The organism is Pseudomonas sp. Q1-7, from assembly GCF_028010285.1.
Taxonomy (GTDB): Bacteria; Pseudomonadota; Gammaproteobacteria; order Pseudomonadales; family Pseudomonadaceae; genus Metapseudomonas.
The window spans coordinates 3,449,947-3,474,386 of record NZ_CP116304.1 but is presented as its reverse complement, the minus strand read 5'-3'; the positions used below and the strand labels follow the sequence as shown (position 1 = coordinate 3,474,386).

General features: G+C 62.6%; 21 protein-coding genes and 2 pseudogenes. 18 read left to right on the top strand and 5 right to left on the bottom strand.

The features are described 5' to 3' along the window. Positions 1–570 precede the first annotated feature (570 nt). A complete protein-coding gene (locus PJW05_RS15985) occupies positions 571–1,224 on the bottom strand; it encodes a response regulator transcription factor (protein ID WP_271407991.1) in 654 nt (217 codons plus the stop codon). 192 nt (positions 1,225–1,416) lie between these two features. On the opposite strand from PJW05_RS15985, the gene PJW05_RS15980 reads away from it, so the two are divergent. From PJW05_RS15980 to PJW05_RS15930, 10 genes are all read left to right on the top strand, one after another. Continuing rightward, positions 1,417–2,127, top strand: coding sequence for a DUF6901 family protein (locus tag PJW05_RS15980; protein WP_271407990.1), 711 nt, complete (start codon positions 1,417–1,419; stop codon positions 2,125–2,127). Between the two features lie 373 nt (positions 2,128–2,500). Next, positions 2,501–5,503 carry a xanthine dehydrogenase family protein molybdopterin-binding subunit gene (locus PJW05_RS15975; protein ID WP_271407989.1) on the top strand — a complete coding sequence of 1,001 codons (3,003 nt, stop codon included), beginning with the start codon at positions 2,501–2,503 and terminating at the stop codon, positions 5,501–5,503. Beyond that, positions 5,500–6,306 carry an FAD binding domain-containing protein gene (locus tag PJW05_RS15970; RefSeq protein WP_271407988.1) on the top strand — a complete coding sequence of 269 codons (807 nt, stop codon included), beginning with the start codon at positions 5,500–5,502 and terminating at the stop codon, positions 6,304–6,306. Before PJW05_RS15975 ends, PJW05_RS15970 begins: the two co-directional genes overlap by 4 nt. A 2-nt stretch (positions 6,307–6,308) precedes the next feature. Further along, a complete protein-coding gene (locus tag PJW05_RS15965) occupies positions 6,309–6,815 on the top strand; it encodes a (2Fe-2S)-binding protein (RefSeq protein ID WP_271407987.1) in 507 nt (168 codons plus the stop codon). After that, the gene (locus tag PJW05_RS15960) at positions 6,815–8,347 is read left to right on the top strand and encodes an AMP-binding protein (RefSeq protein WP_271407986.1); all 1,533 of its coding nucleotides are present in this window, start codon (positions 6,815–6,817) and stop codon (positions 8,345–8,347) included. The genes PJW05_RS15965 and PJW05_RS15960 overlap by 1 nt, the downstream gene beginning before the upstream one ends. 27 nt (positions 8,348–8,374) lie before the next feature. Continuing rightward, positions 8,375–9,178 carry an enoyl-CoA hydratase/isomerase family protein gene (locus tag PJW05_RS15955; RefSeq protein ID WP_271407985.1) on the top strand — a complete coding sequence of 268 codons (804 nt, stop codon included), beginning with the start codon at positions 8,375–8,377 and terminating at the stop codon, positions 9,176–9,178. Positions 9,179–9,261: 83 nt separating this feature from the next. Beyond that, complete coding sequence (locus PJW05_RS15950; RefSeq protein ID WP_271407984.1) at positions 9,262–10,503, top strand: benzoate/H(+) symporter BenE family transporter; 1,242 nt, start codon at positions 9,262–9,264, stop codon at positions 10,501–10,503. Positions 10,504–10,652: 149 nt separating this feature from the next. Further along, on the top strand, positions 10,653–11,945 hold the full coding sequence (locus PJW05_RS15945; RefSeq protein WP_271407983.1) for an OprD family porin: 1,293 nt from the start codon (positions 10,653–10,655) through the stop codon (positions 11,943–11,945). Positions 11,946–12,269: 324 nt separating this feature from the next. Further along, entirely contained in the window at positions 12,270–13,241 is a 972-nt protein-coding gene (locus PJW05_RS15940) for an XdhC family protein (protein ID WP_271407982.1), read from the top strand. Positions 13,242–13,595: 354 nt separating this feature from the next. Further along, on the top strand, positions 13,596–14,450 hold the full coding sequence (locus PJW05_RS15930) for a helix-turn-helix transcriptional regulator (protein WP_271407980.1): 855 nt from the start codon (positions 13,596–13,598) through the stop codon (positions 14,448–14,450). Positions 14,451–14,640: 190 nt separating this feature from the next. Here PJW05_RS15930 and PJW05_RS15925 read toward each other — a convergent pair whose 3' ends face one another. The 4 genes and pseudogenes from PJW05_RS15925 to PJW05_RS15915 all read right to left on the bottom strand — a co-directional run bounded on the left by PJW05_RS15925 (position 14,641) and on the right by PJW05_RS15915 (position 16,351). After that, positions 14,641–14,751, bottom strand: a complete 111-nt coding sequence (locus PJW05_RS15925) for a conjugal transfer nickase/helicase domain-containing protein (protein ID WP_271412235.1) — start codon at positions 14,749–14,751, stop codon at positions 14,641–14,643. Between the two features lie 23 nt (positions 14,752–14,774). After that, positions 14,775–15,212 (bottom strand): annotated as a pseudogene (locus PJW05_RS15920) (TraI domain-containing protein); the annotation flags it as partial. Positions 15,213–15,441: 229 nt separating this feature from the next. After that, positions 15,442–15,531 (bottom strand): annotated as a pseudogene (locus PJW05_RS26820) (hypothetical protein); the annotation flags it as partial. Between the two features lie 352 nt (positions 15,532–15,883). Further along, on the bottom strand, positions 15,884–16,351 hold the full coding sequence (locus PJW05_RS15915; protein WP_271407979.1) for an Lrp/AsnC family transcriptional regulator: 468 nt from the start codon (positions 16,349–16,351) through the stop codon (positions 15,884–15,886). 168 nt (positions 16,352–16,519) lie between these two features. Here PJW05_RS15915 and PJW05_RS15910 point away from each other — a divergent pair, with 168 nt between their 5' ends. From PJW05_RS15910 to dapA, 8 genes are all read left to right on the top strand, one after another. Further along, positions 16,520–17,776 (top strand): Zn-dependent hydrolase, encoded by a 1,257-nt coding sequence (locus tag PJW05_RS15910; protein ID WP_271407978.1) that lies wholly within the window; start codon positions 16,520–16,522, stop codon positions 17,774–17,776. A 73-nt stretch (positions 17,777–17,849) separates the two neighbouring features. Further along, positions 17,850–19,076 carry a diaminopropionate ammonia-lyase gene (locus PJW05_RS15905; protein ID WP_271412234.1) on the top strand — a complete coding sequence of 409 codons (1,227 nt, stop codon included), beginning with the start codon at positions 17,850–17,852 and terminating at the stop codon, positions 19,074–19,076. Positions 19,077–19,260: 184 nt separating this feature from the next. Then, on the top strand, positions 19,261–20,172 hold the full coding sequence (locus tag PJW05_RS15900; RefSeq protein WP_271407977.1) for a LysR family transcriptional regulator: 912 nt from the start codon (positions 19,261–19,263) through the stop codon (positions 20,170–20,172). 235 nt (positions 20,173–20,407) lie between these two features. Continuing rightward, the gene (locus PJW05_RS15895; protein ID WP_271407976.1) at positions 20,408–21,253 is read left to right on the top strand and encodes a transporter substrate-binding domain-containing protein; all 846 of its coding nucleotides are present in this window, start codon (positions 20,408–20,410) and stop codon (positions 21,251–21,253) included. A gap of 53 nt (positions 21,254–21,306) precedes the next feature. Then, the gene (locus tag PJW05_RS15890; RefSeq protein ID WP_271407975.1) at positions 21,307–22,128 is read left to right on the top strand and encodes an amino acid ABC transporter ATP-binding protein; all 822 of its coding nucleotides are present in this window, start codon (positions 21,307–21,309) and stop codon (positions 22,126–22,128) included. Positions 22,129–22,138: 10 nt separating this feature from the next. Then, complete coding sequence (locus PJW05_RS15885; protein WP_271407974.1) at positions 22,139–22,810, top strand: amino acid ABC transporter permease; 672 nt, start codon at positions 22,139–22,141, stop codon at positions 22,808–22,810. Between the two features lie 10 nt (positions 22,811–22,820). Then, positions 22,821–23,486: an amino acid ABC transporter permease gene (locus PJW05_RS15880; protein WP_271407973.1), complete on the top strand. Its 666-nt coding sequence runs from the start codon at positions 22,821–22,823 to the stop codon at positions 23,484–23,486. Between the two features lie 38 nt (positions 23,487–23,524). Next, positions 23,525–24,403 (top strand): 4-hydroxy-tetrahydrodipicolinate synthase, encoded by an 879-nt coding sequence (gene dapA, locus PJW05_RS15875; RefSeq protein WP_271407972.1) that lies wholly within the window; start codon positions 23,525–23,527, stop codon positions 24,401–24,403. Positions 24,404–24,440: the final 37 nt, after the last annotated feature.

Sequence of the window (24,440 nt, the reverse complement as noted above, 5' to 3'; positions counted from 1 at the left end):
TGAGTGGGTAGTTAAATTGCATAGGAGAGGGCTCGGGTTTTGATGTGTGCTCCGCTGTTGGGGGAGGTGTTAGCTCGTAGTAAATGCAAATGACGCCGGTGATCCTGCCGCAACTCTCTGTTATTGGGTATTTTTGTGTGTGAATAAGGTGTAGGGCGTTGTCGGCCATCGGTAATAATCTTGTTGAATGAGTCTGGCGGATCCTTCCGGTCAAAATATCTTGATCTTCTCGAATGATGCTGGCGGCACACTCTTTCCATGGTAGATCAAAATCGGACAACCAAACTATCTGTTCGGACTCTTCGAGTCCGACATCTCTGAGGAATGCTGAGTTCCCGCCCAAATAGCTAGAATATCTATCTTTCCAGGAAACCCTGTAGTTTATCAGTTCTATTTGGTCTGATTGATTGATGTTTGAGTTCATGTGTCTGGCAGTGGTGGCTAGATGTCAGGTTGCGGTCGTCTCTGGGAGCAATTTTTAACTGCCTACTGAGTTGCTGCAAGGTTACTGATCGTCGGCGTGGCTTTGGTATAGGTACTGATACCTATATAGAGCCCAGGGTGATGGTGTTAAAACGGCTTTTGATTTTGGTGGTGATCCGCTGGGGCTGATGCGCCTAGTCTAATCCAGCCCTCCAGTAGGTCGCGAAGAGAGGCGGCACCCATTTTTTTCATTATGCGGGCGCGATGTATGTCAATGGTTTTTTTGCTGTTGTGAAGGTGATCGGCAATTTCTCGGCTGGTCATTCCTGTTAGCAAAAGATCCATTACCGAGCGTTCGCTTGGGGTTAGGGATGATATGCGCTTTTGGTAATCGGAAATTAGTATGTTTTTGGCGAAAAAAGCTTGAGCTGGCTCTAGCAATCTACTTATTTTGCCAAGTAGCTGATCGTTGTCAAATGGCTTTTCTATAAGGTCTATTGCTCCGGCCTTAATGAGTTTAATCGCGGTGTCGATGGTTGCATGGCCGGTGAGTATTAATACAACCAGGTTAAGTCGGGCGTTGGTTATTTTGTGGAGAACTTGCTCTCCGCTGAGGCCGGGCATTGCAAGGTCGAGAATCACACAGCCAGGGCTGTTGTCATACTTTTCGATAAAGTCCGCCCCGCTTGAGTAAAGCTTCACATCGTAGCCAGCGTGTACAAGTAACCGATTTAGTGCAGCGCGTATGCCGTAATCATCGTCGACGATATGAATGATGGTTTTTTCTTTGTACTTGCTCACGTAAAGCTCTCTGTTGCTATCTGCTTTTTTCAATGATTATCGAAAAATGACTGCCGGAAACCTACTTTTCGAAGCGGGGCTTTATGGCGTTGAGACCAGATTGCTGCTGCGGCCGTATGGCAAGCCCTTTCTCTAGGGCACGTGATGATTTAATAGCCTGAGCGAACTTGGAATACAACTGGAAGCTGGGTCATGGCATTTGATTCTGAGCGACAGATCATCCACTATCGGCTGGCTATAGCTGGGCAGGCGGCGCTGGAGTTGGAGGTTCGTCTGGGCGAGGCGTGCGCCCCGGAGCAGAACGCCCCCGACTGGACGCGCCTAGCCTTCCAACAATGCCCGCATTGCCCACTTAAGGCCGAGGCGGAGCGCGCCTGTCCCTTCGCTTTGGCGCTGCAGCAACCGGTGCGCCTGCTGGCCGGGCACGTGTCGTTTGAGGCGGTAGAAGTACAGGTACAACACCGCGGGCGCGAGGTGCGCCAGCGTACCACCTTGCAACGCGCGACGGGCTCGCTGCTCGGCCTGCTCGGAGCCACCAGCGGCTGTCCGCATACCCGTTTTCTGGAGGCCATGGCCTGGTTTCATCTGCCCTTCAGCAGCAGCGACGAGACACTGTTCCGAGTGCTCGGCACCTACCTGCTGGGGCAGCATCTGAAAGCGCATAAGGGCCTGGCCGCGGACTGGCAACTGGACGGCCTGCGCGAGGCCTATCGCAACCTGCGCAAGGTCAATCAGGGCATGGCCAAGCGTCTGCAGGCGGCCTGCAATGAAGACTCCAGCCTGAACGGCCTGGTCTTGCTGGATCTGCTTGCCGCCGACACCCTGTACAGCCTGGAGCAGAGCGAAGGGGAGCTGGACGCCTACTTCGCCGGCTACTTTGACGATCCGGTGCCCCAGGGATGAAGTAGCCGCGCAATTCTGGCTGCCGTCCACTCCGGGCCGCAGTCTGCCTGAGCAATGTGCGCTTTCGCGCCGAAGTCATGCTGATTCCCCTTCTTGGTTTGGTGCATCTCCGGGCACGCTTCTCTGCACGCTCTACTGGTTGGCATAGGCCTATTCACAAGGGGTGTCGTCGATAACCTTGCGCAAAGCCCCACATTCGAGTGCGTCAGGTAAAGCAAGACCGGTACGAATTCTCCTCACCCATCAGACTAAAAGGCAGTTCAGCGGACTTCCGGACAGATATTCATCGGCCCGGGCAAGGCGGCTGGCTGGTAAGGCTCCATACACTCCACTACGAGTAAATCGCGCACAACAATAAACGCGAGACGTAGTGATGAACCTATATCAGCCTGACCTCGTTACCCCGCATAGCAGCCATATCGGTGCTCGCCAGAGCCGTGTCGAGGACGCTGCATTGCTGCGTGGCCTGGGCTGCTATGCCGACGATGCCGCCATCCCGCCCGGGACTCTGCATGCCGCCATTGTCCGTTCACCTCATCCCCATGCGCGCATCACTGCGGTGGACTTCTCCAAAGCGCTGCTGATGAAAGGCGTGCACGGCGTACTCATCGGTGAGGACGTCAAGCGTTGGGCCCTGCCATTTCCGGTCGGCGTGCGTCAGCCGATGGAGCATTGGTGCATCGCCGTGGACAAGGTGCGCTACGTCGGTGAGCCGGTGGCGGTAGTGATCGCAGAGAGCCGTTACCTGGCCGAAGACGCCCTGGAAGGCGTACGCGTCGACTATGAGCTGCTGCCGCCGATCATCGACCCGGAGGCCGCCACCACCGAGCAGGCGCCGGTGCTGCATGAAGCAGTCGGCAGCAACGTGGTCAACGAGCGGCATTTCCGCTACGGCGAACCGGAACAGGCCTTCGAGCAGGCGCCGCACAGGGTATCGCTGAAGGTGAGTTTTCCGCGCAGCTCCTGCACGCCCATCGAGTGCTACGTGGTGCTTGCGCAGTACGGGCGCGCCACTGGCATCTACGATGTGCTGGCCAACTTCCAGGGACCCTATGCGCTGCACACGGTGATGGCCCGCGCGCTCAACGTGCCGAGCAACCGCCTGCGTCTGCGCACGCCGAAAGATTCCGGCGGCAGCTTCGGTATCAAACAGGGCGTGTTCCCCTACGTGGTGATGATGGGACTCGCGGCACGCAAGGTCGGAGCCCCGGTGAAATGGGTCGAAGACCGCCTCGAGCATCTGCAAGGCGCTTCCTCTGCGACCAATCGGGTCACCGAAATAGAGGCGGCGGTGCAGGCAGACGGTCGCATCACCGCCCTGCGTTATGACCAGATCGACGACTGCGGCGCCTACCTGCGCGCACCGGAGCCGGCCACCTTCTACCGCATGCACGGCAACCTCACGGGGGCCTATGCGATTCGTAATCTGCTGGTGCGCAACCGCGTGGTGCTGACCAACAAGACCCCCACCGGCCTCAACCGAGGCTTCGGCGGCCCGCAGGTGTACTTCGCCCTGGAGCGTCTGTTGCAGCATATCGCCGTGCAGTTGGATCTCGATCCGCTGGAGGTGATCCGCCGCAACCTGGTACCGGCCGACGCCTTCCCCTACCGTGCCGCGGCCGGCGCTCTGCTGGATTCCGGCAATTACCAGGCCGGCATCGATTTGGCGGTCAAGGACGGCGGTCTCGACGAGTTGTTGCGCCGCCGCGACCAGGCGCGCGGCGAAGGCCGGCTGTACGGCATCGGCTATGCCGCGGTGATCGAGCCGTCGATCTCCAACATGGGCTACATCACCACTGCGATGACTCCCGAGGAACGGCGCAAGGCCGGGCCGAAGAACGGTGCGGTGAGCACGGCGACCATCAACGTCGGCCCGCTCGGTGACGTCAGCGTGCACGTCTCTTCGACGCCCCAGGGCCAGGGGCACCAGACCGCGGTGGCTCAGGTAGTCGCCGATGTGCTCGGCGTGGCGCTGGAGTCGATCGTGGTCAACGTCGAACTGGACACCCAGAAGGATGCGTGGTCGATCGCCTCGGGCAACTATTCCAGCCGCTTCGCCGGCGCGGTGGCCGGGGTGGTCTACCAGGCTGCGCTGAAGGTGCGCGATCGCCTCGCCGCGATCGCCGCCGCGCAACTGCAAGCCAAACCGGAAGACATCCGCTTCGCCGACGGCAAGATCTTCGTCGCTAACGGCGGTCCTTCTGCACCCTTTCACCGCATCGCCGGCGCCACCCACTGGACGCCTGGCCTGCTCCCGCAAGGCGAGCCGGGTGGCCTGCGCGAGACCGCATTCTGGAGCCCGCCGCAGCTCATGGCGCCAGACGACGGCGATCTCATCAACAGCTCACTGTGCTACGGCTTCGTCTTTGACATCTGTGGCCTGGAGATCGACCGCGTCACCGGCGAGATTCACATCGACCGCTACGTGACGTGCCACGATGCCGGCCGCCTGCTCAATCCCGCGCTGGTCGACGGGCAGATCCGCGGCGGTTTTACCCAGGGGCTTGGCGCGGCGCTGATGGAGGAGTTCGCCTATGGCGAGGACGGCAGCTTCCTCTCTGGAACCTTCGCCGACTACCTGGTGCCCACTGCACCGGAAGTGCTCGAGCCCGTGATCCTGCACCTGGAAACACCGTCGCCGTTCACCCCTCTGGGGGCCAAGGGCGTCGGCGAGGGCAACAACATGAGCACTCCGGTATGCATCGCCAACGCCGTGGCCGATGCCCTCGGCCGCGCCGACATCCGCCTCCCGCTGACACCCTCGAAGGTGCGCACGCTGATTGGCATCGACGAGCCGCCGCGGCCGGCCGGCATGCAGCAGGACGACGGTTTCGCCGCAGAGCCGGCCGGTGGTTCGGCCCTGCGCGCCAACGATGCGGTGGTGATCCCGGCCCCGCCACAGCAGGTGTTCGACACCCTGCTCGACCCGGCCACCCTGGCGGCGATCATCCCCGGCTGCCATGCCCTCGAACTGCAGGGCGAGAATCGCTACCGCGCGGACGTCACCGTCGGCGTGGGCATGATCCGCGCACGCTTCGAGGCCAAGGTCGCCTTGAGCGAGCTGGACCCACCGCATTCGTTGCGCCTGTCCGGCTCCGGCACCAGCTCCATGGGCTCGGCCGAGGGCCACGCCAGGGTGCGTTTCGTCGCCTTGGAGAACGGTCACACGCGCCTGGAATACCAATACCAGGTCGCCGTCAGCGGCAAGGTCGCCGCGGTCGGCAGCCGCATGATGCAAGGGGCCTCGAAAGTGATCATCGGGCAGATTTTCACCCGCCTGTCGCAGCGGGTCAGTGGCCAGGCGATCGCTGGTGGCTGGTGGGCGCGCCTGCGTGCGCTGTTCGCCAGGCTGTTCGGCAAGGGAGGTGCGCAATGAAACCGGCTGCCTTCGATTACGTCCGCGCCGAGAGCCGCCGCCAGGTGCTCGAGCTGCTCGCCGAGTATGGCCAGGAGGCGCGCATCATTGCCGGCGGGCAGTCGCTGATGGCGGTGCTGAACATGCGCCTGGCCCAGCCCAAGCTGCTGATCGACATCAACCAAGTCGCCGACCTGGACTATATCGAGCTGCGCAAGGATTGCCTGGCCGTTGGCGCGGCGGTGCGCCAGGCGCAGCTGCTGGCGCGGTCGACGCTGGTCGACGAGGTGCCGCTGCTGGCCCTGGCGATGCCCTGGATCGGCCACTTCCAGACCCGCAACCGCGGCACCGTGTGCGGTTCGGTGGCCCACGCGGATCCCAGCGCCGAGCTGCCGCTGTGCCTGGTGACCTTAGGCGGCGAGATCGTCCTGGAGTCGAAGAAGGGCAGGCGCGTGGTCAAGGCCGCCGAGTTCTTCCAGGGGATCCTCACTACCGACAAACGCGCTGACGAACTGCTCGTCGAGGTGCGCTTCCCGCTCAAACGCGAGGGCATCGGCTACCGCTTCCGGGAAATCGCCATGCGCCACGGCGACTTCGCCATCGTCTCGCTGGCCGCCTGTGTCGGCACCGACGAAGTGCGCCTGGGCGTCGGCGGGGTCGCCGATCGCCCGGTGGTGCGCAGCCTGCCGCGCGGCGCGGCGCTAGCCGACGCGCTCAACGAAACCGCCTGGTCGCTCGACGCCCAGGACGATGTGCACGCCAGCGCGGCCTACCGCCGGCAACTGATTCGCGAGCTGGGTCACCGGCTCATCGAAGGAGTCTGAACATGCGCGCAACCGCCGAACAACGTTTCCCCGTCCGTCTCGAACTCAATGGTCGCTCGCGCGAAGGCCTGGCCGAGCCGCGCACCCAGTTGTGCGATTTCCTGCGCCACGACCTCGGCGCCACAGGCGTCCATGTCGGCTGCGAACACGGCGTCTGCGGCGCCTGCACGGTGCTGGTGGACGGCGTCGCCGTGCGCTCCTGCCTGATGCTCGCCGTGCAGGCCCACGAGCGGCGCATCGAGACAGTCGAATCGCTGGCCGACGACGACACGCTGAGCGACCTGCAACAGGCGTTCCGCCGTCATCACGCCCTGCAGTGCGGTTTCTGCACTACGGGCATCCTCATGTCCTGCGTGGATTTCCTCGAGCGGCAGCCCGACCCGAGCGAGGCCGAAGTGCGCGACATGCTCTCTGGGCACCTGTGCCGCTGCACCGGTTACACCGGCATCGTCCAGGCGGTGCTGGAAGTGGCTGCCCAACGCCAAACGAACGAAGAGGTACAACAATAATGTTCGATCTGGGACGCAGCTTCCTTGCTGCCGTGGAACGCCGTCCACTGGCCACTGCGGTCAGCGACGGCACAGTGAAAAAAACCTACGAACAGTGGTTCGCCGAAATCCAGTGTGTCGCCCACGGCCTCGAGTCGCTCGGGCTGGGCAGGGGTGATCGCCTGCTGGTGGCCATGCAGAACCGCTGGCAGATGGCAACCCTGCACTGGGCCTGCCAGTTCGCCGGCATCGTAATGACCCCGCTGAACTGGCGCTTGACTGCGGAGGAGTTGGCCTACTGCATCGAAGATGCGCAGATCCGCGCATTGGCCTACGACGACTCCACCGTTGCCGCGGTCGCAGCCTGCGCGGCCGCGATCGATCTGCCGCGGATCGCCGTGGGTGAGCGCGCCGCGGACGGCGACCTGAGCTTCGCCGAGCTTTGCGCAGAGGCGCCGACAGCGACCATCCTGCGCTCCACACCCGAGGATTTCTCCCTGCTGCTCTATACCTCGGGCACCACCAGCAAGCCCAAGGGCGTACCACGCCGGCACCGCGCGGAACGCGCCGCGGCGGTCGCACATGTGGCGCAGAACCTCTATCGCCACGGCGAGTGCACCCTCGGCGTGATGCCGCTGTACCACACCATGGGCGTGCGCTCGCTGCTGGCCATGGCGCTGATCGACGGGCATTTCGTCTGCGTGCCGAAGTTCGACGTCGAGGCTACCCTGGAGGCTATCGAGCGGGAACAGGTCAGCAACCTGTACCTGGTACCGACTCTCTATCACATGCTCATCGAGCACCCAGCCTTCGCCCGCGAACGGGTCGCCAGCGTGGAGAAAATCGGCTTCGCCGGCGCACCCATGAGCGACGGGCTGATGCGCCGCGTCGAGCAGGCGTTCCAGCCGCAGTTGTTCGTAAACCACTACGGCAGCTCGGAGATCTATACCTTCACCATCGACCAGCAGGCCAGCCGCAAGCCTGGCTCCTCGGGGCGCAGCGCGCTGAACCAGCGGGTGCGTGTGGTGCCGATCGACGCCGAATCGGCTCAGGTGCAAACCAAGCCCATGGAGGAGGGCCAGATCATCGCCGACCTGGCCAGTGACGAGGCGTTCGAAGGCTACCTGAACCGCCCCGAAGCCACTGCCAAGGCGCTGCGCGAAGGCTGGTACTTCACCGGTGACACCGGCTATTTCGATGAGGACGGCGACCTGTTTGTCACCGGGCGGGTGGACGACCTGATCATCACCGGCGGCGAGAACGTCAGTCCAGTGGAGATCGAGAACGTGCTCTCACTGCACCCCGCCGTCGAGGAAGTGGTGGTGGTCGGTTTGCCGGACGAGCAGTGGGGCAAGATCATCGCCGCCTTCATCAAGCTGCGGGCCGAGGTCAGCGAAAGCGAACTGGATGCCCACTGCATCAGCTCCGGTCTGGCTAAGTTCAAGCGTCCGCGGCGTTACCAGTTCATCGATCAAATTCCCAAATCCCCCGTCGGCAAGGTGCTGCGCCGCGTCTTGCTGGCTCAGCACCAGGAACAGGCCCAAAAAGGCTGACCGCTCATTATCCCGAGGACATCTATCATGCAACTGCAAGCGATCCAGCAATTTCTCGAAACCCCGTTCGACGGCTTCCAGGTCGAGGTCGATGTGGCCCGTGAGCGCGCCGACATCATCCTCAACCGCCCGCCGCTGAACGTCATCTCCATGGCCCAGCGCGACCAACTGCGCCAGGTCTTCGAAGCGCTTGACGCACATCCGCAAGTGCGCGTCATCGTGCTGCGCGCGGTGGGCGAGCACTTCTCCAGCGGGGGCGACATCAAGGGCTTCCTCGAGGCCTCGCCGGAGCACGTCTCCAAGCTGGCCTGGAACGTTGCCGCGCCGGTGCGCTGCGAGAAGCCGGTGATCGCCGCCAACCGTGGCTACACCTTCGGCGTCGGTTTCGAGCTGTCGCTGGCCTGCGATTTCCGTATCGCCTCGGAGACTACTCGCTACGCATTGCCCGAGCAGAATCTCGGGCAGATCCCCGGCTCCGGTGGCTCGGCGCGTCTGCAGAAGATCATCGGTGTGGCCCGCACCAAGCACATGGTCATGCGTGCCAAACGCATCAGCGGCGAACAGGCCTACGAGTGGGGTATCGCCACCGAGTGCGTGGCGGACGCCGAGCTGGAAAGCACGGTAGACGCGCTGGTCGATGAACTGCGGCGCTTCTCGCCGCTGGCCCAGCGCACGGCCAAGCGGTTGATCAACGACAACGAAGACGCGCCGCTGAGCGTGGCCATCGAGATGGAAGGCCACTGCTACAGCCGCCTGCGCAGCTCGCACGACTTCAAGGAAGGCGTCGAGGCGTTCCACAGCAAGCGGACGGCGGTATTCCGCGGCGAGTAACCTTCCCGTCGGGGCTTGCCAGCGGCAGGCCTCGGCAGACAACGGTCATACCGCATTACAACAACAATCGCGGAGAACGGGTCATGCCTGGCAATAAAGCGAACACTGTTTTTGCACCACCTTCCGGCGCCTCATCGGGCTACTCAATCCGAGAGGCAATCACCCTCAAGTCGGTCAGTGCCGGGGTAGTAGCCGCGCTGTTCGGCTGTTCCGGGCCGGCGCTGATCGTCATCAGCGCCGCCGAAGCCGGCCATTTGAGCAATGGCCAGACGGTTGCCTGGCTATTCGCCATCTACGTGCTCGGCGGACTGATCAGCATCGGCATGGCGCTGCGCTACCGCCAGCCGATCTGCGGCGCTTATTCGATTCCTGGCGCGGCGATCTTGATCGCGGCACTTGGCGGTCTGGATTTTCGCCAGGCGGTCGGCGCTTTCATCATGAGCGGTGCGCTGGTCTTGCTGCTCGGCTTGAGCGGGGTGATTGGCAAGTTGATGCGCTGGCTGCCGATGCCCATCGTCATGGCGATGATCGCCGGGGCGATGATTCGCTTTGGCGTCGGCGCGGTAGACGCGGTCGGCAGCGCTCCGCTGATGGCTGGTCTGGCGGCGCTGACCTTCTTCCTGGTCATGCGCTTCGTCAAGGCGGTGCCGCCGGTACTGGCTGCCGGGGTGGTGGGGTTCGCCGTGGCCTTGGCGATGGGCCTGCTGAAACCGGCAGAAGTGGATATCGCCTTCGTCATGCCGGCTTTCACCACTCCCATGTTCACCCTGGCTACATTCTTCGCCATATCGGTGCCGCTGGCGGCGCTGGTAATCGGTGCCGAGAATGCCCAGGCCACCGGTGTACTGATGGTCGAGGGTTACAAACCACCGGTCAATGCGATGACCGTGGTGAGCGGCGTGGGCGGCATGCTGGCCGGGCTGTTGGGCGGGCACAACGCCAATATCGCCGGGCCGATGACGGCGATCTGCAGTTCCGAGCAGGCCGGCGACGATCCGCGTCAACGCTACGGGGCGACCCTGGTCAATGGCGTGCTGTTCGCCCTGTTTGGCGTGTTCGCCGGTGTCGCCGTGCCGTTCATCCTCGCCTTGCCGCGTGAGTTGATCCTGGTGGTCGCCGGCCTGGCGATGATCGGCGTTTTGCTCAGCTCGTTGCAGCAGGCCTTCCACAAGGAAACCGGTTGCCAGATCGGTGCATTCGTTGCCCTGGTGGTGGCCATGAGCAAGTTCAGCCTGTTCGGTATCAGCGCGCCGTTCTGGGCGCTGGTGATCGGCGTGGCGGTGTCCTGGTTGCTCGGTGAACTGCACCGTGAGCGGGCCGTCTAGCGTCGCGCTGCCGTCGGCCAGTAACGACAAACCACGCACTGCTTGAACGCTGTACCTCTCAAGAGTTCCCACTTGCCACACATGGACCTGCAAGAGGCCTGTGGGAACTCTTTTGCCTAAAAATCTAATAAGAAAGAGAGCTTACAACAATGACCTTTCCCTTGACTCGCCCATGCAAACCCACCCATTGCCTGTTCTACACCGGTTTGCTGCTGGGGTTGCCGATCCAGGCTCTGGCTGCCGAAAGCGATTTTTTCGAGGACGCCACGGCGACCCTGCAAGCACGCAATTACTACTTCAGTCGCGACTTCTCCGACATCGTCGGGCCGAACCAGCAGTCCAAGGCCGAGGAGTGGGCCCAGGGCTTCATCCTCAATGTAAAATCCGGCTACACCCCGGGCACCGTGGGCTTTGGCGTGGATGCTTTGGGCCTGCTGGGGATCAAACTCGATAGCAGCCCGGATCGGGTCAATACCGGCCTGCTGCCGGTGACCGAAGAGGGCAGGGCGGCCGATGACTACAGCCGCCTGGGGGCAGCACTGAAGGTCAAGTTATCGAAGACCGAGCTGAAGATCGGCGAACAGCAGCTAATGCTGCCGGTGCTGTACTTCGGCGATATCCGCCTGCTGCCGCCGACCTACCAAGGCGCCAGTATCGTCTCCAACGAGATCGCCGGCCTGACTCTGCAGGGCGGCCAACTGCGCTCCACCAGCCTGCGCAACGAGGCTGGTGACGAGGAACTGGGCGCCATGCTCGGGTTCGTCCCGCTGCGCAATGCCGGCGGGTTGATCACCACGGACCGCTTCAACTATGCCGGCGCCGACTACGCCTTCAACGCCACGCGTACCTCGGTCGGCGCCTGGTACGCCCAGTTGGAGGACATCTACAACCAGCGTCACTTCAGCCTCAAGCACAGTGAGCCGGTCGGCCAGTGGGTACTCGGCGCCAACATCGGCTATTTCGACTCGGCAGAGGACGGCAAGCAATTGGCGGGCGAGATCGACAACCAGGCCTTTTACTCCCTGCTCTCGGCCAAGCACGGCGGCCACACTTTCTATCTCGGCTACCAGGCCATGTTCGGTGACGACGGCCTGCCGCGGGTATTCGCCAACGTCAGCCCGCTGGGCAACGAGGTGCCGACCTTCACCTTCGACTCGGCTGATGAGCGTTCCTGGCAAGTGCGCTACGACTACGACTTCGCCGCCATGGGCTTGCCGGGCCTTGTCGCCGGGGTGCGCTACCTGACCGGCGACAACGTCGACACCGGCCGCGGTTTCGAGGGCAATGAGTGGGAGCGCGACCTGGACGTCGGCTACGTGGTGCAGAGCGGTTCGTTTAAAGGCCTGGGGGTGAAAGTGCGCAACGTCACCGCGCGGTCCAACTACCGCACTGACGTCGACGAAAACCGTCTGATCCTTAGCTACACCCTGACTTTGTTTTGAGCCCTTCCCGGTATCCCGGGTGATGGCTTGGCCCGCTCTCGTGGGCCTTTTCTATTCGCTAGCCAGCCCTTACTTAGACGAAAAGGCAAATCGACGGACGTGAAGATCAATATTCCATTGGGTTGGCAATACGTGCGCCATTCCGTTTCCGTAACCTGACCATCCGGCGGACGATTGATAAAACGCAGCAACGACAAAAGGGAGGCGTCACCGGAAATCTCCGGCACCAGCGCATGTCTGGATAAGTGCGAATCCGGCAAGTTCGCGTCTGCTGTCTCCCCTGTCAAGGCACGGGTGATACTGGCTCTACGAGGTACTGGAATCATGCGCCATCTCGATCTACAGGTTGTCAGCCAGGCGCTCGACTGGGCCCGTGCCGGTCGTGCGTTGTGGTTCTGTACGGTCCTCTCGACCTATGGTTCGGCGCCGCGCGCACCGGGGGCGATGCTGGTGGCCTGCGGTGCTGGTGAGCATGTCGGCTCGCTCTCCGGCGGCTGTGTCGAGGAAGAATTCCTGGCCAGCATGGCCCGTGGCGAGTTGCGTGAGTCGGCACAGATTGTCCGCTACGGCGACAGCGCCGAGGAGAGTCGGCGCCTGCGTTTGCCGTGCGGTGGGGTGCTGGTGGTGCTGGTGGAGCACCGCGCACCCAGCGGCGAGTGGATCGAGCACCTGGAAAGCCTGCAAGCGGCATTGCTCGGTCAGCATCGCCTGGTGCGTCATGTCGACCTTGCCGGTGGTGCGCTGCGCCTGGAACCGGACGCCGACCAGGGTAGCGAACGGGTGCAAGTCGTCGATGAAAGGGTGCGCATTCATGTCGGCCCGGTCCTGCGCCTGATCCTCGCCGGGCTCTCGCCGGTGGCCGAGGCCTGCGCCGCTTTTGCCCGTGCCATCGGCTGTGAGGTGATCGCCTGTGACCCCCGCGAGGAGGTCGAGCACATCGAGCTCGACGGCGTGCAGATACAGCGCGTGCTGCCCTCGCTGTTTATCGGCGCTGGAGGCTGCCACGCCGCCACCGCAGTGGTGGCGTTGACCCACGATCCGCGTATCGACGACCTGGCCCTGATGGAGGCGGTGCACACCCCGGCGTTCTACATTGGCGCCATGGGCTCGCAGGCCACATCGGCCAAGCGCGCGGAACGGCTCAAGCGCGTTGGCGGCCTGTCCAGCGAGCAGATCGCGCGCCTGCACATGCCCATCGGCCTGGATCTGGGCAGTAAGGCACCGGCGGAAATAGCCCTGGCAGTGATGGCGGATGTCCTGCGCGTATACCACGGCAGGGAGCGTCATGCCTTGTGATCAGGTCATTGCCCTGGATCGGCGTTACGACTAAGAGGTACTTGTGCGCCAAGGCGAATTGGTCAAATATTGTTCAGTCGAACTATCGACGCTATGCAGGACATCCGGGGTTGTTCGGCCGAGATTGCTGGCCAGCGCTGCGGGAACTCGATGGCGATAGCGGTGCCCGTGAGTTCCTCCGTAAGCAAGCGGCGTCCTGCGTGATTGTCGACGTGGAGGATCCAGGTATCCACCAAGATGTTGGTACGCCTGCTGACCTTCGGCTAAACGCCCCGAGAGAAATTTTCCAAGACGGCGCAGATGGAACCAAGCGCTGCGGACAACGCTCATCCAGCGGATGAGGGAGAACTGCCTATGTCGGTCGCACAACGCGTATTTCATGGCAATTTCGGCCGAGTTGCCTTGTTGAACATGAATAAACCCTTAGTCATGCATACCCATTCGGAATGCCATGTGCTGGTGAAAGTGGCGGGTGACGACACCTTCTTCAACGTGCGTGGCCGTCAGGTGCCGCTGACCGACCGCAATGCGGTCTTGGTCAACGCCTGGGAACCGCATTATTTCGATTATCAGGCGGGTGCCGGCAATACTTTGATTTTGGCTCTGTATATCGAGCCCGCCTGGCTTGCCACCGCGCAACAGTCGCTAGCCTTGAGCAGTCGTCCAGACTTTTTTGCGCAATCCTCCATGGAACTGAACACGCAAAACCGCAATTTGGCGGATCGTTTGATTGCTGAAATGCACAGCCCCGGCCTGGTTCCGCAGGAGCGTATCGAGTTTTACTTGTTCGACTTCCTCATCCAACTGATCGAAGACTCCTCGCAGTGGCGGCATCTCTGTCGGATGGGCGTTCGCACCGTCAATGAATACCGCGACGCGCGGGTGCGCAAAGGTACCGACTATTTGCTCAATCACTTGGATGACCCGGCGCCAATCGACAATGCGGCCAAATGCTGTGGTCTGTCACGCGCGCACTTCTATTCCCTGTTTCGCAAGGACACCGGCATGACACCCAACCTGCTGCTCAACGCGGCGAGGATGCAGCGGGCCTTTTCCTGGCTCGACAGCGAGCGTAGTGGCACCCTGGGCTTGCTTTCCGAGTCGTTGGGGTTCTCCGAGCAGGGGCATTTCACGCGATTCTTCAAGCACCATATCGGCGCCTCGCCGAGCCAGTACCAGCGGGTGGTGGACAGTTACCTGCATTCCTGAGCCATAGCTCGTTGGCTTTCAGTAGAAGGGGCGATTGCCGGAGCCGAGTGCACACGGTTATCGAATTGACGCGAGTGGCTTCAGTGGCTAGAGGTTTGTGCGACCAATGGTAATCACCCATCAACGCGAAGCTGCAGGTACGGGTTGTCGGGAGCACATCCTCAAACGAGTGCCGAGGTTCTTTCAGTACTTAGTCATGAAGCCGGTGCGACTTGCGTGGCCCGTTCACCTCGCACGTCCAGATGTTCAGGCCGTTGTCCTGCTTGCGGCGCAGTAGCAGCTTTTCATGGCGCTTTTGCACCCACTGCCAATCGGCGAGCTGATCCTGCTTGGGCCATGCCACGAGTGCCACTGGCTGCCGCCGCCGTATTCGACTTGCAAGTCGACGGCAATCTTGCCGAGGTCATGCGGCAGCGCGGCGTAGACTGTGGCGGCGTTTCAGGTTTCCACCTGCACGACCTGATCCTCGGGAGTGGTACCGGTGTGCAGCAGATACGCCTGCCGCAGCTTGAGCGCATACGCAACGATTTCCAGGCCGTGGTCCAGCATGTCGCTGGGGTAGGCGTGGAGGTAGTTCTCGGAGGCAGGAAGTTGCTGGACCATTTCGGCATAGCGCTCGGGCGGTGCTAGGTAGATCAAGGTGAATTTCTGTCGTGAGCGCGCGGTGTGCTGCCAGATGTGCTCCAGCAGGCGTTGCCGGTGGGGTGTTGCCAGCAGAGAGGCCGCCGACTGTGACTGCGTCAGGCCAAGGGCGGGTTCGATAGCGGGAGCCGGCGGTGCGCCGGAGGTCGGTGTGCGACGTTTTTCGCTGATGAGCGCTCTGGAATGCCGGCTGGAGCATTGTGGACATCACCCACCCAGCGATGGTTCGACGAAGTTACAGCGCCTCGCTAGTCCTGCTCGGGTTGGTCGAGGTCTTGGTGGTAAATAAGTGGTACGGATTGTTCTTTGGTTTTCCACAAAGCGCTAGCCTACTGGCCCTTGCGGTTCAGTTCGTCCAATCCATCATCGGCGCCACGGAGAAGCGGCGGGACAGGGCGGGGCGCGGGGTTGTGGGGGCGGAGATTGACTCTGGAGGCATTGGGTTCGTCGTGTGTTCGGGGGGCTTTCAGATGAGTGGCAAGGATGTACCACCTGGAAAACGGCCTGTACCACCAACCTGGGGGGCAGGCGGCCGTGGCGACCCTTCCGCGCCCGAATGAGCACGGATGGCCCGCTCCACAGCATCGCGCAGTTGCGGGGCGAGAGGAACGCCGCGCAAGTCTACCAAGAGATACGAACTTTCTCCCGCCGACAGGCCGCGCAGATCCGGACCAGGCGACGAGAGACCGTGCGCCCGTGCCAGGTGCAGTCCGGGTAAACGCAATGCGGGGGTGGGGCCGATGGGCGGCGCATGTCGATGCAGGCGCACGGAGCCTCCAAGGCTTCTGTCGCTAACGATCCGCCGTCGGAACACTGAGTCCGGTCTTCACGTTGCTCATCGAGACCAGCGTCTTGAAGCGTTTGACGTTGTTGCTTTCGAAGAACAGCGCTCGCGTGAGCTCGGTGTACTGCTCCATGTTCTTGACCAGCATGATCAGTACGAAATCGCATTCCCCCGCGACGTAGTAGCACTGTTGTACCTGCGGGCAAGCCAGGAAGCTGCGCTTCATGGCGTCCAATAGGTCAAGGCGTTCGCTTTCCACCTCCACTTCGGCGATGACGGTCAGGGAGTAGCCCAGTCGCGCGGGGTCTACCAGGGCTACCGTTCTCTGAATCACGCCATCCGCGTTCAGCTTTTTCAGGCGCCGGTTTACGGCGGCGGACGACAGGTTCACCCGCGCGCCAAGATCCAGCTGGGAAGTCGTGGCGTCCTGTTGGATGGCTTCCAGCAGTGCCAGGTCGTACGGATCAGGGTTCATGGCAGAGGTCTCCAAATGGAAGATCGCAATAACGCGGGAATGTGAAATGAAATTGCATTTACAGGCCATGAATCAAGAAACAAATACACAAGATGCGAATAGCATTTACTCATCAACCCGAGCGGAACGGCTGATGCCCAGCCTGTCTGCCGTGCACCGGAGAGTCCGATGAGCAACTGTTCTGCGCTTCGTTTGAATGGCCCGATCCTGCTTCGGCAGATCCGCGCCCTGGGTGAGATCGGCGCTGACCCCGTGAACGGTGGGCGGACCCGCATCGCGCTGTCCGATGCGGAGAAGGCCGGCCGCGATCAGCTCGTGGCCTGGATGAACGCGCTCGACCTGGACGTTCGGATCGACCGCATCGGCAACATCTTCGGTACGCTCCGTTCGGCGGCCGACCAGGGCGACCAGGCTCCTCTGATGATCGGCTCCCATATCGATACCGTCACCAACGCCGGCGCCCTGGACGGATGCTACGGTGTGCTGGCGGGCTTGGCGGTGGTCCGTGCTTTCCGCGAGGCCGCCGTGCTGCCGGCGCGTTCCATCACCGTCGCTGCGTTCACCAACGAAGAGGGCGTTCGCTACCAGCCGGACATGATGGGTTCGCTCGTGTACGCCGGCGGCATGGCGGTGGACGCCGCGCTGGCCACCCTCGGCACCGACGGCAGCCGGCTCGGCGAGGAACTGCAGCGGATCGGCTACGCCGGCGATCTCGAACCGGGAAGCATCGTGCCCTATGAATACCTGGAGCTGCATATCGAGCAGGGGCCGATCCTGGAGGCGGAAAATACGCTGATCGGGGTGGTGGAGAATCTTCAGGGTATCTCCTGGCAGCAGGTGACTGTGCAAGGCAACGCCAACCATGCCGGAACCACGCCAACGCGCCTGAGGCACGACGCCGGTTATGTCGCCAGCGCGGTGGTGGCCGAGTTGCGCCAGATCGCCAGGGATTCGGGTGGAACCACTCTCGCGACGGTCGGCTGCATGAACTTCGAACCCAATGTGATCAACGTGATTCCGCGCAAGGCCCGCTTCACGGTGGATCTGCGCGACCCCGATGAGCAACGGCTGCTGGCCGCCGAAAAACGCCTTGAGGCGTACCTGGCTGTGATCGCGGAGGAGGAAGGCGTACGGATCGGCACCGAACGACTGGTGCGCTTTCAGCCGGTGATCTTCGATGCCGGGCTGGCCGATGAAATCGAGGCATCGGCCGTGCGCCTCGGTTTCAGCCACAAACGCATGACCTCTGGCGCGGGACACGACGCGCAGATGATCGCGCGTATCGCGCCGTCCGCCATGATTTTCGTGCCCAGCCAGGGCGGTATCAGCCACAACCCGCGCGAACACACGGATGACGATCAACTGATCAAGGGCGCTGAAGTGCTGCTAGATGTGGTCGTTCGCCGCTTGAATACCCCGCGCTGATTCGACGCTTTTCATGCGTCCGCCGGCGCAGATCGGCGGGATCGGCCCTGCCTTGCCCGTAAAAGGAGTCCCTATGTTGATCGGTAACCTGAACGCGAAGCGTGAAACCTACCCGGCTGGGCTGAAAAGCCTCATGAGTATCGAGAAGGCCAACGAGAGTCGCGCCTGGCTTTCCCAGTGGTCTCGGCTGAACAGCGAAGGCACTCCGCTGTACTCGCTGCCGGATCTCGCGGCTGCACTCGGGGTGGCGGAGATCCTGGTCAAGGACGAATCGGCGCGTTCGGTGCTCGGCAGCTTCAAGGCGCTGGGCGCGCCGATTGCGCTGGTGCGTCTGATCCTTCGCGAATTTCCCGAGCAGCGTTTCGAGCCCCGAGGCCTGCTGGCGGGCGAATACCGTGCGGCGCTTGCCGACTTCACGGTGATCAGCGCCACCGACGGCAACCATGGCCGGGCCCTGGCAGCGGCGGCGCAGAGCGTTGGCTGCCGCTGCGTCATCGTGCTTCATGCCAACGTCAGCGCTGAGCGGGAGGAGGCCATCGCCGCCTATGGTGCCGAAATCGTCCGCATCACCGGCAACTACGACGAGTCGGTGGAGGCGGCGGCAGCGCTCGCCGAACGGAATGGCTGGTGGGTGGTGTCCGACACCTCCTATGAGGGCTATGAGGAAATTCCGCGCGACGTGATGCAGGGGTACGGCACCCTTGCCGCTGAAATCATCGAAGCCTCGGCCGGTGGTCAGGGCCGCGACCCGGCGTTCACCCACGTTTTCCTGCAAGGCGGTGTCGGTGGCCTGGCTGCCGGTATCGCCAGCTATCTGTGGGAGCTGTACGGCGAGCAACGTCCGTCGTTCATCGTGGTGGAGCCGGAACAGGCCGATTGCCTGTATCAGAGCGCCATCGCTGGCAAGGCCGCCAGGGCGACCGGCTCGGTGGATTCGCTGATGGCCGGTCTGGCCTGCGGTGAAGCCTCGCCCCTGGCCTGGACGTTCCTGCAACCTTGCGTCGATTTCTTCATGACCATCCAGGACGACGATGCCGTCGCGGCAATGCGTCGGCTCGCCGCTGGCAGCGAGCGGGACGTTCCCCTGGTGGCAGGGGAGTCGGCCGTCGCCGGTCTCGCGGGGCTCGTGAACATTGTCGCGACAGGCCGCCTGGCGTCCCGGGTCGGCATCGATGCGCGCGCTCGCGTTCTCCTGATCAGCACCGAAGGCGCAACCGCCCCGGGCCTGTACGCCAAACTGGTAGGGGAGAGCGCCGACTCCGTGCTTTCCCGCCAGAAAGCCTGGTCAGCCAGCGCCTGATGCCGATCCTGCGTGCATTCCCATTTGTCCCACGGCGTTTCGTCGCCGTGGGCAGCGGGAGCTGTTCCGCCGTAGCCGCTTCAGGGAGAGGTTCCAGGCGGTGGCTGGTGCATTCAGCTTGTGTCGGAATTATGGGTGAGTTAAATCTATTTATTCTCACGTATACATATTAGATAGCTCACGTATGCCCAAAAAGTCCCCCTTGAGCCAAGTCAGCGATTTCGATCTGCGCCTGCTGCGGCTGTTCAAGACGGTTGCCGAATGCGGCAGTTTCTCGGCAGCCGAAGGTGCGCTGGGAATCACACGCTCGGCCATCAGCCTGCACATGAGCGATCTGGAGAAGCGCCTGGGCATGCGCCTGTGCCAGCGTGGCCGCGCCGGCTTCGCGCTGACGGACGAGGGCAGGGAGGTGCTGCGGGCCAGCGAAACAGTGCTGGTGGCCATCGAGGGGTTCCGCAGCGAGGTCAACCAGATGCACCAGCAACTGCGCGGCGACCTGAACGTCGGAATCGTGAACAACCTGGTGACCCAGCCCAGGATGCGTATCACCCGGGCACTCAAGGAGGTACGGGCAGAAGGCGCCGGGGTGCGCATCAACCTCAGCATGAGCACCCCTGGCGAGATCGAGCGCGGCCTCCTGGACGGACGCTTGCATGTGGGGGCCGTCCCGCTGATCACGCCCCTGTCCGGCCTGGAGTACAGCCTGCTCTACGAGGAGCGCTCCAATCTCTACTGCAGCCATGAGCACCCCTTGTTCCCTCGCGCCAAGGAGGTGGGCAACGAGGAACTGAAAAGCGTGGATGCCGTGGTACCTAGCTACCGCATGACGGCCGAGGCGATCGGCCTGCACCAGTTGCTCAACTTCGCGGCGTCTGCCACGGACCGGGAGGGCATCGCCTTCCTGATCCTCACTGGCAGCTACATCGGTTTCCTGCCAGATCACTATGCGGCGGCTTGGGTGGAGAAGGGCCTGATGGCGCCGCTCAGCCCGGAGCATCTGTTCTTCGAGGCCAAGCTGGCGGTCGCGACCCGCAAAGGGCGCCGGCAAAACCTTATCCTCGAGCGCTTCCTCGACGCCCTCCAGCACACTCGCTAAGTCCCGCCACCTCTCACTTCGCGGCATCCAGGCAATCGGCCCATCCACCGGATGGGCGCGACCGTTCGGTCATTCCTGCAAAAAAAATTGCAAAGCGCGTGTTGACACGAACTTTTGATCGGCCCTAGTCTGAATGCAGCGCTGCACACAATTAAATACGCAGCACAGCATGCAGCGCAAAAATCGAATGCTGACTCTTCTGCCTACAAAAACAACGTTACCGGAGAGATTCAAAATGGCTCGGTTCTTCTCTCGCTCCATCCGCAATGTGATCGCGTGTGTTGCCACAGTCGGTGCATTGATCACCCAGGCCCCTGTCCAGGCGGCCGATACGCAAATCTGGAAAGACATCCAGAAGGCCGGTGTACTGCGCTGCGGCGCAGCCGTGGCCGCTCCGTACGTCATGCGCGACGCAGCGACCGGACAGTACAGCGGTTACTTCGTGGACCTGTGCCGGGACTTCGGCGAGAAGGTGCTGGAGGTCAAGGTCGAGTTCGTGGATACCAACTGGGACAACCTCGTAGCCGGCCTGCAGAGCGGCAAGTGGGACCTGGCCATGGCGCTGAACCAGACGCCGGAGCGGGCGCTGGCCGTGTCCTTCTCGGCGCCGGCCACCGATTACCAGGTGTCCCTGCTGGTCAATAAGGACAACCCGAAGTTCGCCGGGGCTGGGAACTCCGTCGCTGATTACGACAAGGAAGGCGTGACCTTCGCCGTGATGTCCGGCACCGCACAGGACAAGGCCATTTCGGCAGTGGTGACGTCTGCCAGGATCATGCGTTTGCCCGGTATGGACGAGACCCGCCTGGCGGTAATGTCCCGCCGCGCCGATGTGCTGGTGGACGCCAGCGACACCAACCACCTCTTCGCCGTCGCCAACCCCGACTGGGCCAAGGAAGTCCTGCCCGAGCCCGCCCTGGCCAAGCAGGGTGTGGCTTTCGGCCTGCGCCGTGATGCCAGCGCGGCCGACCTGCAGGTGCTGAACATCTACGTCACCCAACGCCGCGAGACCGGTGAGATCGACGCCCTGGTCGACAAGGCCTCCCTGCAGGCCAACGCCGCCGAAAAAACCGCCCAGTGACCCCTCGTTGACCCCCGAGGGCCTCGAACAGGGGCCCTCCCGGAGAACTCCCTATGAAATCCCCCTATCTGGTGGCTTCCCAGCCACAGTCCCAGCCCGTGATCGCCTCCAATCTGGCCTCCGGCGACTTCATTCAGCTCCGTGGCGTATGCAAGTCCTATGGCGAGCAGTTGGTGGTGATGGACAACATGAACCTGGACATGCGTGCCGATGACCGCCTGGTGATCATCGGCCCAAGCGGCAGCGGAAAGAGTTCGCTGTTGCGGGTCCTGATGGGGCTGGAAGGTATCCAGGGCGGGACCATCAATTTCCGGGGCAAGCCGTACATCAATGGTTCCAGCGGCCGTGCAAAGCTGGACGAGAAGCTGCAGAACCAGATCGGCATGGTGTTCCAGCACTACACCCTGTTCCCGCACCTGTCGGTGCTGAGCAACCTGACCCTGGCACCGACCAAGGTCCATGGCCTGTCCAGGGCCGAGGCGACAGAAAAGGCCCGCGTGTACCTCGCTCGCCTTGGGCTGGAAAGCAAGCTCAACGCCTACCCCAGCCAACTCTCCGGCGGCCAGAAGCAGCGCGTGGCGATTGCCCGGGCGCTGATGCTCGAGCCCAAGCTGATGCTCTTCGACGAGGTGACCTCCGCCCTCGACCCGGAAATGGTCATCGAAGTGCAGAACGTGATGATGCAGCTGGCCGAGCAGAAGATGGCGATGATCATCGTCACCCACGACATGCACTTCGCCCGGCACATCGCTACCCGTGTGGTGTTCTGTGCCAACGGCAAGGTGGTCGAGCAGGGCCCGCCGGAGCAGATCTTCACCCAGCCCAAAGAAGCCCGTACCCGGGAGTTCCTCGAAAAAGTCCTCCACCTGGACTGAGGGCGAAGACATGAACTACCAATTCGACTTCCACTTTCTGAACGGCAACTTCGGCGTGCTCTGGGACGGCCTGAAGGTAACCCTGGAGCTGGCGCTGGTTTCCAACCTGATCGGCCTGGTGCTGGGTTTCGGCCTGTGCCTGCTGACCATGAGCCGCTGGTTTTTCCTGCGCTGGCCGGCCCAGCTGTTCATCGAGTTCTTCCGTTGCACCCCGGCCCTGCTGCAGATCGTCTGGTTCTTCTACTGCGTGCCGATGCTGTTCAACGTATTCATTGATCCGGTGGCCATGGGCTTCCTGGCGTTGGGCATGAACCTCACCGCGTTCAACGCCGAGGCCTATCGCGCCGGCGTCCAGGCGGTGCCGCGCGAACACCTGGATGCGTGCGTCGCCCTCGGCCTGCGCCCCTGGCAGCGCACCCTGTACGTGGTGCTCCCGCAAGCATTGCGCAGCGCCCTGCCGGTACTCATGACCAACGGCATTGGCACCCTGCAACAGAGCGCACTGGTCGCCATTGTTGCCGTCGCCGACCTCATGTACGTGGGCAAGAGCCTGGCCACCGAGGCCTACCGCCCGCTGGAAACCTACACCCTGATTGCCCTGATCTACTTCGCCCTGTCGCTGCCAGTCGGCCAGTTGGTGCAACTGATCGAGCGTCGCCAGGACGCGGCGGCCGCGCGCTGAGGAGAATGCCATGACCATCGATTTCTCCATCGTCCTGACCTACTGGCACGTGCTGTTCAAGGGCCTGGCGCTGACCCTGGCCATCACCCTTGGCTGCGCCCTGATCGGCAGCCTGGCCGGGTTCGTGCTCAGTCTGCTGCGGATATCCAGCCTCAAGCTGCTGACCTTGCCGACGACCCTCTACGTGGAGTTCTTTCGCGGCACGCCGCTGCTGATCCAACTGTTCTGGGTGTTCTTCTGCTTCCCGGTGGTGTTCGGCATGGATATCCCCCCCTACGTGTCGGTGATCATCTCGCTGACCCTCTACATGGCGGCCATTACCAGCGAGACCTTCCGGGGCGCGCTGAAGTCCATCGCCAGCGAACAGCACGATGCCTGCACCGCCCTGGGCCTGACCTCGCGGGTGAAGGTGCTCTACGTGATCTTCCCGCAGGCCCTGCTGCGCGCCATTCCACCGCTGCTGTCGAACGTGGTCAGCCTGTTCAAGGAGAGCGCCCTGATCTCCTCGGTGGGCATCGCTGACCTGATGTTCGTCGGCCAGAACATTTCCAACAGCACGGCCCGGCCGGTCGAGTTCCTCTCCGCCGTCGCCGTCATCTACTTCCTCGTGGCTTTCCCGCTGACCCGCCTGGTCGGTGTGGTCGAAGCCCGGATGCTCCGGCGCTACGCCTACTAACCCCCACAAAAGACGGCCCCACAATCTGGAGAACACCCATGCAACTGAAAGGCATCCTGCCCGCTCTCGTCACGCCCTTCGACAAGACCGGCGCGGTCGACCACGAAACCCTGGCCAACATCATCGAGTATCAGTTGAAGGCGGGCGTCAGCGGCTTCGTTCCGCTGGGCTCCACCGGCGAGTACTACGCCCTGACCAACGACGAGCGTCGTCAGGTGATGGCAACAGTGAAAGAAGTGGTGGCTGATCGCGGCGTGCTCATCGCCGGCGCCAACGGCTCCTGCACCCGTGAAGTGATCGAACAGGTCAGGCAGACCCGCGACGCCGGCTACAGCAACGTGCTGATCGCTCCGCCGTATTACGCCCTGCCGTCCCAGGAGGAGCTGATCGGCCACTACCAGGCGATTCTCGATGCCGTGCCGGAGGTCAACGTGGTGCTCTACAACTACCCGGTGCGCACCAATGTCGAAGTCGGTTTCGGCGTGCTGGAGGCCTTCAAGGACAACGCTCGCGTGATCGCCATCAAGGAAAGCAGTGGCAACCTGCTGCGCGCCATCGAGATCGGCAGCACCTACAAGGACCACTACCAGCTGTCCTGTGGCTCCGACGACCAGGCCCTGGACTTCTTCCTGTGGGGCGCCAGCAGCTGGATCTGCGGCCCGGCCAACTGCTTCCCGGACCAGGTGGTGGATTTCTACCGCAAGTACTCCTCCGGCGACCTCGCCGGCGCCCAGTCGGTGATGCGCTCGCTGTTCCCGGTGATGGCCAGCATGGAATCCGGCAAGTTCATCCAGAAGGTGAAATACGGTTGTGAACTGGCGGGCTTCAGTGCCGGCAACGCGCGTATGCCGCTGCAGCCGCTGACCGATGACGAGAAGGCCGAGTTCCGCAAGGTATTCGAGGCTTCCCAGCGTTGACCCGAAGCCGGCATCGGCTCCAAATGGAGTCGATGCC

What these genes read in the sequence shown, in the direction of transcription:
- PJW05_RS15915 (WP_271407979.1), bottom strand. Translation starts at nt 16,351, where the DNA reads ATGAACCCTGATCCGTACGACCTGGCACTGCTGGAAGCCATCCAACAG.
- PJW05_RS15955 (WP_271407985.1), top strand. Translation starts at nt 8,375, where the DNA reads ATGCAACTGCAAGCGATCCAGCAATTTCTCGAAACCCCGTTCGACGGC.
- PJW05_RS15970 (WP_271407988.1), top strand. Translation starts at nt 5,500, where the DNA reads ATGAAACCGGCTGCCTTCGATTACGTCCGCGCCGAGAGCCGCCGCCAG.
- PJW05_RS15945 (WP_271407983.1), top strand. Translation starts at nt 10,653, where the DNA reads ATGACCTTTCCCTTGACTCGCCCATGCAAACCCACCCATTGCCTGTTC.
- PJW05_RS15895 (WP_271407976.1), top strand. Translation starts at nt 20,408, where the DNA reads ATGGCTCGGTTCTTCTCTCGCTCCATCCGCAATGTGATCGCGTGTGTT.
- PJW05_RS15965 (WP_271407987.1), top strand. Translation starts at nt 6,309, where the DNA reads ATGCGCGCAACCGCCGAACAACGTTTCCCCGTCCGTCTCGAACTCAAT.
- PJW05_RS15905 (WP_271412234.1), top strand. Translation starts at nt 17,850, where the DNA reads ATGTTGATCGGTAACCTGAACGCGAAGCGTGAAACCTACCCGGCTGGG.
- PJW05_RS15900 (WP_271407977.1), top strand. Translation starts at nt 19,261, where the DNA reads ATGCCCAAAAAGTCCCCCTTGAGCCAAGTCAGCGATTTCGATCTGCGC.
- PJW05_RS15940 (WP_271407982.1), top strand. Translation starts at nt 12,270, where the DNA reads ATGCGCCATCTCGATCTACAGGTTGTCAGCCAGGCGCTCGACTGGGCC.
- dapA (WP_271407972.1), top strand. Translation starts at nt 23,525, where the DNA reads ATGCAACTGAAAGGCATCCTGCCCGCTCTCGTCACGCCCTTCGACAAG.
- PJW05_RS15880 (WP_271407973.1), top strand. Translation starts at nt 22,821, where the DNA reads ATGACCATCGATTTCTCCATCGTCCTGACCTACTGGCACGTGCTGTTC.
- PJW05_RS15910 (WP_271407978.1), top strand. Translation starts at nt 16,520, where the DNA reads ATGAGCAACTGTTCTGCGCTTCGTTTGAATGGCCCGATCCTGCTTCGG.
- PJW05_RS15975 (WP_271407989.1), top strand. Translation starts at nt 2,501, where the DNA reads ATGAACCTATATCAGCCTGACCTCGTTACCCCGCATAGCAGCCATATC.
- PJW05_RS15890 (WP_271407975.1), top strand. Translation starts at nt 21,307, where the DNA reads ATGAAATCCCCCTATCTGGTGGCTTCCCAGCCACAGTCCCAGCCCGTG.
- PJW05_RS15950 (WP_271407984.1), top strand. Translation starts at nt 9,262, where the DNA reads ATGCCTGGCAATAAAGCGAACACTGTTTTTGCACCACCTTCCGGCGCC.
- PJW05_RS15980 (WP_271407990.1), top strand. Translation starts at nt 1,417, where the DNA reads ATGGCATTTGATTCTGAGCGACAGATCATCCACTATCGGCTGGCTATA.
- PJW05_RS15960 (WP_271407986.1), top strand. Translation starts at nt 6,815, where the DNA reads ATGTTCGATCTGGGACGCAGCTTCCTTGCTGCCGTGGAACGCCGTCCA.
- PJW05_RS15885 (WP_271407974.1), top strand. Translation starts at nt 22,139, where the DNA reads ATGAACTACCAATTCGACTTCCACTTTCTGAACGGCAACTTCGGCGTG.
- PJW05_RS15930 (WP_271407980.1), top strand. Translation starts at nt 13,596, where the DNA reads ATGTCGGTCGCACAACGCGTATTTCATGGCAATTTCGGCCGAGTTGCC.